The 7,229-nt window shown below is 71.2% G+C and carries 9 protein-coding genes and 1 tRNA gene; 3 read left to right on the top strand and 7 right to left on the bottom strand.

Features of this window, described 5'->3' with window-relative positions; translation table 11 throughout:
• The 5 genes from HW445_RS34405 to ehuB form a co-directional block, all read right to left on the bottom strand.
• Window positions 1–538 (bottom strand): LLM class flavin-dependent oxidoreductase (locus HW445_RS34405; protein WP_374939644.1); only part of this gene is annotated, 538 nt, incomplete at its 3' end.
• Window positions 447–1,175, bottom strand: a complete 729-nt coding sequence (ehuA, locus tag HW445_RS13585) for an ectoine/hydroxyectoine ABC transporter ATP-binding protein EhuA (protein ID WP_257231055.1) — start codon at window positions 1,173–1,175, stop codon at window positions 447–449. The genes ehuA and HW445_RS34405, both read right to left, overlap by 92 nt.
• 61 nt (window positions 1,176–1,236) lie before the next feature.
• A complete protein-coding gene (gene ehuD, locus HW445_RS13580; protein ID WP_180221281.1) occupies window positions 1,237–1,884 on the bottom strand; it encodes an ectoine/hydroxyectoine ABC transporter permease subunit EhuD in 648 nt (215 codons plus the stop codon).
• On the bottom strand, window positions 1,881–2,585 hold the full coding sequence (gene ehuC / locus HW445_RS13575; protein WP_180221285.1) for an ectoine/hydroxyectoine ABC transporter permease subunit EhuC: 705 nt from the start codon (window positions 2,583–2,585) through the stop codon (window positions 1,881–1,883). The genes ehuD and ehuC overlap by 4 nt, the downstream gene beginning before the upstream one ends.
• 8 nt (window positions 2,586–2,593) lie before the next feature.
• On the bottom strand, window positions 2,594–3,496 hold the full coding sequence (ehuB, locus tag HW445_RS13570) for an ectoine/hydroxyectoine ABC transporter substrate-binding protein EhuB (RefSeq protein WP_180221280.1): 903 nt from the start codon (window positions 3,494–3,496) through the stop codon (window positions 2,594–2,596).
• 134 nt (window positions 3,497–3,630) lie between these two features.
• Here ehuB and HW445_RS13565 point away from each other — a divergent pair, with 134 nt between their 5' ends.
• From HW445_RS13565 to HW445_RS13555, 3 genes are all read left to right on the top strand, one after another.
• Window positions 3,631–4,365 (top strand): decarboxylase, encoded by a 735-nt coding sequence (locus HW445_RS13565; RefSeq protein ID WP_180221279.1) that lies wholly within the window; start codon window positions 3,631–3,633, stop codon window positions 4,363–4,365.
• 202 nt (window positions 4,366–4,567) lie between these two features.
• Window positions 4,568–5,329 (top strand): IclR family transcriptional regulator C-terminal domain-containing protein, encoded by a 762-nt coding sequence (locus HW445_RS13560; RefSeq protein ID WP_180221278.1) that lies wholly within the window; start codon window positions 4,568–4,570, stop codon window positions 5,327–5,329.
• Between the two features lie 150 nt (window positions 5,330–5,479).
• Window positions 5,480–5,553, top strand: a tRNA-Lys gene (locus tag HW445_RS13555).
• 84 nt (window positions 5,554–5,637) lie between these two features.
• Here HW445_RS13555 and HW445_RS13550 read toward each other — a convergent pair.
• Together HW445_RS13550 and HW445_RS13545 are read right to left on the bottom strand one after the other, a co-directional pair.
• Complete coding sequence (locus HW445_RS13550) at window positions 5,638–6,243, bottom strand: lytic polysaccharide monooxygenase (protein WP_180221277.1); 606 nt, start codon at window positions 6,241–6,243, stop codon at window positions 5,638–5,640.
• Between the two features lie 223 nt (window positions 6,244–6,466).
• A partial coding sequence (locus HW445_RS13545; protein WP_257231053.1) for an SPFH domain-containing protein occupies window positions 6,467–7,229 on the bottom strand: 763 nt, incomplete at its 5' end.

The raw sequence follows: 7,229 nt of genomic DNA, 5'->3' as shown, positions 1-7,229 counted from the left end.
TCGCCTCCAGCGTGCCGAACTGCTCGGCGATCACCAGCGGGGCGTGGTTGGGCAGCATCACGCCGCCGGAGCCCAGCCTGATCCGCTCGGTCCGCGCGGCCAGGTAGGCGAGGATCACCGCCGGCGAGCTGGAGGCGACGCCCGGCATGGAGTGGTGCTCGGCGACCCAGTACCGCTCGAACCCGCGCGCCTCGGCGAGCCGCGCGATCCGCACCGAGGTGGCCAGCGCGTCGCTCGCGGTGTGTCCCGCGCCGACGGTGACCAGGTCGAGGACGGAGAGGGGGACGGGCGCGCTGCCGTGGACCGTGCCGCGGATCTCTTCTGCCTGCTCTGTCACCGTCGTACTCCCTCTTCGCCGCTTCGCCGTGCGGAGGTGGACAACGCGGCGGGGCGGTGGCCTATTCCGCCACCGCCCCGCCGCGTCGGGTCGGGTCCGCTCCGGGGCGTCAGAGCACCGCGCCCAGGAACTCCCGGGTCCGCTCGTGCGTCGGGTCCTCGAAGATCCGCTCCGGCGGGCCGGACTCGATGACCTTGCCACCGTCGAACATCAGGACGTCGTCGGAGATGTCCCGGGCGAAGTTCATCTCGTGCGTGACGCAGAGCATGGTGATGTCGGTGGACCGGGCGATGTCGCGCAGCACGTCCAGCACGCCGGCCACCAGCTCGGGGTCGAGCGCGGAGGTCACCTCGTCGAGGAGCAGCACCTGCGGCCGCATCGCCAGCGCGCGGGCGATGGCGACCCGCTGCTGCTGGCCGCCGGACAGCTGCGAGGGGTACACGTCGCACTTGTCGGCGAGCCCGACCAGCTCCAGCAGCTCGCGCGCCCGGGCCTCGGCCTCGTCCTTGGACAGGCCCAGCACGGTGACCGGCGCCTCGGTGACGTTGCGCAGCACCTTCATGTTGGGGAAGAGGTTGAACTGCTGGAACACCATGCCGATGTTCTTGCGCACCTCGGCGACCTCGCGGCGCTTGGCCGGGTACAGCCGCCTGCCGTCGACGGTGATGGTGCCCTCGTCCGGCTTGGTGAGCGTCATCAGCATCCGCAGGATGGTGGTCTTGCCGGAACCGGAGGGGCCGATGAGGGTGACGTGCTTGCCGGCCTCGACGGAGAAGTCCAGCCGGTCCAGCACCGTGTTCTCGCCGAACCGCTTGGTCACGCCGTCGAACCGGATCAGCTCGCCCGCGGGTGCGGTGGCGGCGGGCGCCGTCGCCGTCGGATCAGGGGTGGGGAGGGTGTCAGACAAGGCGTCGCTCCAGGGATCGCAGGAGAAGGGAGGCGAGGTAGGAGATGACGATGAAGGCCACGCCGATCACCGTGACCGGCTCGGTGAACTCGAAGGCGTGCTGCGAGAAGAGCCGCGCCTCGCCGAGCATCTCCAGGACGGTGATGGTCATCAGCAGCGGCGTGTCCTTGAGCATGGAGATCACGTAGTTGCCGAGCGCGGGCACCACCCGCCGGACGGCCTGCGGCAGGATGACCGCGGTCCAGGTGCGGCGCAGCGGCAGGTTGAGCGCCTTGGCCGCCTCCCACTGGCCCACCGGCACGCCCTCGATGCCGGCCCGGTAGACCTGCATCGTGTAGGTCGAGTAGTGCAGGCCGAGGCCGATGACGCCCATGGTGAGGGCGGAGAAGGTCAGGCCCCACTCCGGCAGCACGTAGAAGAGGAAGAAGAGCTGCACCAGCAGCGGCGTGTTCCGGACGAACTCGGTGAACACGCCGACGGGCCAGCGCACCCATCGGGTGGGGACCCGCATCAGCAGGGTCCACACCAGGCCGAGGGTGAAGGAGAGCAGGGAGCCCAGCACCAGCGCCTGGAGGGTGACGACGAGGCCGTCCCAGAAGTGCGGCATGAAGTCCGCGACGGCGTTCCAGTCCCAGTTCACGCGGCAGCACCCGCCTTCACGTCGGCCGTGGCCTCGGGCGAGCCGGTCTTCACGGCCTTGCCGGTCCGGACCTTGAGGCTCTTCTCCAGTCCGCGCATCAGGCGGGTGAGCAGGAAGGCGAGGACGAAGTAGATGAGCAGGATGTAGGTGTAGATCTCGGTGCTCTCCTGGAGCGCCAGCCGGATCAGGTTGCCGCTGAACGCCAGGTCGCCCATGCCCATGATCGACACCAGGGCGGTGCCCTTGAGCAGTTCGACCAGGAGGTTGGAGAACGGCGGGATCATCTCGGGGACGGACTGCGGCAGCAGGATCAGCCGCGTCCGCTGCCAGGGCGTGAGGCTGAGGGCGATGCCCGCGTCGCGCTGGGCCTGCGGCACGGCGGCGATCGCGCCGCGCACCACCTCGGCGCCGTACGCGCCGTAGGTCAGGCCGAGGGCGAGCGTGCCGGCCCAGAGCGGGACCAGCTGCCAGCCGAGGGCGGTGGGCATCACGAAGAAGACCCAGAACATCATGATCAGCGCGGAGGTGCCGCGGAACACCTCGGTGTAGAAGCCCGCCAGGAAGCGGACGATCCACAGCCGGTGGGTGCGCGCGATTCCGGCCACGAAGGCGACGACGGTCGCCAGGACGGCGCTGAGCACCAGCAGCTGGACGGTGATCCAGACACCGTTCAGCACCAGTTCCCAGAGTCCGGAGGTCATCGAGCTGTTCATCGGGCGCACAGCTCCTTCGCGGTCAGGTCGGTCATCTCCGACTCGGTGAACCCGAAGGGCCGCAGGACGCGCAGCAGTTCGCCGCTCTTCTTCATCCGGTGCAGCTCGGCGTTGAAGGCGTCCCGGAGCCGGGTCTCGGTGGGGCGGAAGGCGAAGGCGCCGCCGTCGATCCGCGGCTTGCCGTCCACGACGGGCGCGAACGGCTTCGTGGCCTCGGCCTTGCGGGACTTCTTGACCACCTCGCGGGTGGTGACCGCGGTGCCCGCGAACACGTCGGCGCGTCCGGATTCGACGGCGTTCAGTCCGGCCACCTGGTCGGGCACGATCAGGATCTCGCTCTCCGGGATGCCGGCCGCGACCGCGTACTCGATCTCGGCGTAGCCGGTCCCGGTGGCGAACCTGGCCTTCTTCCCGACGACGTCCTGGTAGTCGTGCAGCCCCATCGGGTTGCCCTTGCGGACGACGAACGAGTCGAGCATCTGGTAGTCGGGGTCGGCGAAGATCACCTGGCCGCAGCGTTCCTTGTTGACGTACATGCCGGCGGCGACGACGTCGAACTGCTGCGAGTTGAGCCCGGGTATCAGGGAGCCGAACTCGGTCGGCACCGGCTGGACGGAGCCGACGCCCAGGCGCTTGAAGATCACCCGGGCGAGCTCCGGGGCCTCGCCGGTGAGGCCGCCGTCCTTGTCGATGTAGCCGAAGGGTATTTCGCCGGCGATGCCGACCCGCACCACACCCTGTGCGCGCAGGCGTTCCAGCTGGTCACCGCCGTTCCCGGAGTCCTCGGTGGGGACCCGGCTACAGGCGGAGACGCCGAGCGCGGCGGCCGTGGCGGCCCCCGCGGCCAGCACGCTCCGCCGGGTGAGTGGTCTTTCCTTCTTGAAGGGAGGTGAAGACATGGCGGCGCGCCTACCCGAGCTTCCATGGCCTAATCCGATCGGTTTCCCGGGCGGTGCTGGGTACCCGGACAGGACCGGTACTGCGGCGACGCACGACGGTGACGGTTCACGTGACGGTGACGGAGAGGCTGGACATGACCGCACTCGGATTCATCTACCCGGGCCATTCGGCCGAGGACGACTACCCGCGCATGGAGCAGCTGCTCGGCAGCGACATCCGCGTCGACGTGGTCCACACCGAGCTCGGAGAGGACGTGCGGCGGGTCGATGTCCTGCGGGAGACGGGCGCGCCGGGACCGCTGGCGGAGGCCTGCGAGCAGCTGCGGCTGTCCGGCGCCGAGGCCGTGGTCTGGGTCAACACGGCGGGCAGTTTCGTGGACGGCTGGGACGCCTCGCGCGAGCAGGTGCGGTCGCTGGCGGTGGCCGCGGGGATGCCGGCGTCCTCCTCCTCCTTCGCCTTCGCCCACGCGGTCCGCGAGGTGGGGGCGCGACGGGTGGCGGTGGCGGCCACCTATCCGGAGGACGTCGCGGAGCTGTTCGTCCGCTTCCTGGAGGAGGGGGCGGGGGTACGGGTCGCCTCGGTGCACGGCGCGGGCGCGGCCACGGCGGCCGATGTGGCGGCATGGGGCCCGGACCGGGTCCACGAGCTGGTGCTGGCCGCCGACCACCCGGAGGCCGAGGCGGTGCTGGTTCCGGACAGCGCGCTGCACACGGTCTCCTCGCTGCCGGCCCTGGAGGCCGCCGTGGGGAAGCCGGTGCTCACGGCGAACCAGGTGGCGGCCTGGGAGGCGCTGCGCCTCACGGACCGCCGGGTGAACGCTCCGGAGCTGGGCGCGCTCTTCACCCGTGAGCCCTTGGTGCAGGTCTGACGCGGGGCCGTTCCTTTCCTCACCTGTCCTATTACCGCCGGTACCCGAATTGGTTCGTGCTGCTGTCATATGCCACCTGGGAAAGCGCGGCCCGTGGACCGACCGGGGCCGTAAGACCCTGTCCGGATCGGTACGCCCCGGTATCGTGAATCGCGTCGATCGACCGGATCAACGGCCCGAACACGCTGGCGCAGGGGGAACCGTGGCGCTGAACGAACCGGCCGAGTCGCACCACCCGGTCCAGGAGGCCCTGCGGGCCCTGGACGTGGTGGCGCGGCATCCCGCCGGAATCACCGACGCAGAACTCGGCCGTCAGCTCGACCTCGGCCCGCGGCGCCTGACCACGCTGCTGCGGATGCTGAGGCGTGAGGGCTACGTCCTGCGTCTCCCGGACGGCGCGTACGCCGTCGGGGACGCCTTCGCGCGCCTGACCTCGACGGACGGGCACGAGGAGGCGCTCCGCGAGAAGCTGCAGCGCACCCTCGACCGGCTGCGGGACGACGTCGGGGCGGCGATCTATCTCAGCCGTTACGACGACGGGGAGGTGCGGGTCACACAGTGCGCCGCGGGCCCCGGCGCGCCCGCGGTCAACGAGTGGGTGGACTTCCGCTGGGCGGCGCACGCCAGCGCGGTCGGCAAGAGCCTGCTGGGGCAGCTCGACCGCGACGGCCGCCGCGACCACCTCTCCCGTCACCGGATGGCCCGCCTGACCTCGCGCACCATCACCAGCGAGCGGCTGCTCCTCACCCACCTGGAGGCGCAGCCGCCGTCCGCGCCGGTGCTGGACCTCCAGGAGTACGCGGTGGGCACGGTCTGCGCGGCGGTCGCGCTCTCCGCGGGTGAGCGGGTGGGCAGCCTCGCCCTGTCGATGCCGGTGAGCCAGGCGCACCGCCTCCGGCGGGCCGCCGACCGGCTCCACCAGGAGGCCGCGCCGGTGCTGCTCTCGCTGTCCCTCCAGCCCTGATCACGGCCCGTCCCCGGCCCGTCCCCGGCCCGTCCCCGGCCCGCCGTCCGGCCGGTCGTCCCGCCGGCCGTCCGGCTGGTCACGAGCACCCCCAGGGACCGGGTAGTATTTTCTTCGTCGCCGGCCGCGGAAGCGGAAGGCGGAAGTCATGCGCCGCTAGCTCAGTTGGTTAGAGCAGCTGACTCTTAATCAGCGGGTCCGGGGTTCGAGTCCCTGGCGGCGCACCGGAGAAGGGCCCCTCGCCTCGCGAGGGGCCCTTCGGCGTTGCCGTCCACGCCGGTCGGCGGTCGTTCCGTCCGTCGTACGGATCAGAACGTGACGTCCGAGCAGGCGTAGAACGCGTTGGCCGTGTCCGCGACCGTCCAGACGGCGACGATCACGTGCCGGCCGCTGAGGCCACCGGGCAGCGTTCCGCTGTGCGAGAGCGTCTGCGGCGGCTGCTGGTTGTTGTACGGCACGGTGAGGAACGGCGTCAGGTTGAGGTCCGAGCGGGCCAGCGCGTGGTTCTGGTTCCAGCCTGGCTTGGTGATGTAGTACCTGAAGTCGGTCGTCGAGTGCCGGGCGGTGAACTGCCACCGGAAGGTGTAGCTCTGGCCCGAGGTGACCTTGGTGGCCGGCCAGGCCGCACCCGAGGGGGTCTTCGGCTGGTCGAGCTGGTTGAAGGTGGAGTGGCCGGCCGAGCAGATGTCTCCGTCGGCGGGGCCGGCGGCCGGGAAGCCCTTGAGGCCCTCGACGCTCTGCGGCTCCCACTGGATGGAGCCGCAGTTCGTGACGGAGCCGTTCTGACAGAGCTTCTGCCGGCTGACGGGCAGGTCCGTGTAGCCGTGGCCGCTGGCGCCACCGGTCGAGAGCACCATGGCTCCCGCGGTGGCCAGGCCGACCGAGGCCGCGTACAACTTCGTGCGTTTGCGCATGCCGACGCTCCTGAGGGAGGGGGGGTCGTTGAGCAGTGCCGAGCTTCTCGAGTCGTGCTGTTGGTCTAGACCAAGTACCAAGCTAGAAGCGAAGCTTGAACATGTCCATACCAATCTCGGCCGCTCTCCGGATCCGCGCGGAATCTTCGACTTCCGCAGTGACGGCGGCAACGGCCCCGCACGGACACTCCCTGCCCCTCCCGGGGCCCCGGCCCCGCCGCCGTTACGGCGCGCCCTCCCCCCGCCCCGCGCAGAACGCGACGGTCAGGTCCTTCACCAGGACCTTGCGCTCGTAGTCGTCGAGCTCGACCAGTCCGCGCAGGGTCAGGCGGTTGACGGTGTCCTCGACCGAGTCGACCACCGCGCTGAGCACCCCGGCGCGCTGCCGGGCGTCCAGCGCGGCGATCCGCCGCCGCTGCATCACGGCGGCCACCTCGGGGGCGTACTCGACGCGGATCGGCCGCACGGCGAAGACCTCCAGGCCGACCGCCTTGGCGTCGGCGGCGACCTGGCCGGTCAGCGCCTCCTCCAGGCCGGGTTCCTCCTCGCCCTGCTCGGGGCGCTCGTCGGCCGGCTCCATCGGCGGGTCCACCGGGATCCGGGCCAGCGCGGCCTCGACGCAGCGGCGCAGGTACTCCTCGTGGTCCTCCACGGCGTGCACGGCGCGGGCGGTGTCCTTCACCCGCCACACCACCAGGGTCCGCACGCGCAGCGCCACCCCGTTGGGGTCGTTGGCGCACAGCGGTTCACTGCGCCAGTGCCGCAGACGGACGTCGACCTTGCGGCGCAGCAGCAGCGGGTTGACCCAGAGCAGCCCGGTGCGGCGGACGGTGCCGCGGTAGCGGCCGAACATGCCGAGCACCCAGGCGCGGCCGGTGTTGCCGCGGGCCAGACCGCCGAAGCCGAACAGGCCGAGCGCGGCGGAGCCGGCGAAGGCGGCCCATTGGGTGAGGCCGAGGCCGGTCCCCTGGCCGTCGGGGACGGGC

Source organism: Streptomyces sp. UH6, from assembly GCF_013421635.1.
GTDB classification, from domain to species: domain Bacteria; phylum Actinomycetota; class Actinomycetes; order Streptomycetales; family Streptomycetaceae; genus Streptomyces; species Streptomyces abyssomicinicus.
Note: the sequence above shows the minus strand (reverse complement) of the source record. Positions and strands in the feature narration are given on the sequence as shown.

Coding starts and splice junctions, on each gene's coding strand:
- HW445_RS13565 (WP_180221279.1), top strand. CDS start 3,631: ATGACCGCACTCGGATTCATCTACCCGGGCCATTCGGCCGAGGACGAC.
- HW445_RS13550 (WP_180221277.1), bottom strand. CDS start 6,243: ATGCGCAAACGCACGAAGTTGTACGCGGCCTCGGTCGGCCTGGCCACC.
- ehuB (WP_180221280.1), bottom strand. CDS start 3,496: ATGTCTTCACCTCCCTTCAAGAAGGAAAGACCACTCACCCGGCGGAGC.
- ehuC (WP_180221285.1), bottom strand. CDS start 2,585: ATGACCTCCGGACTCTGGGAACTGGTGCTGAACGGTGTCTGGATCACC.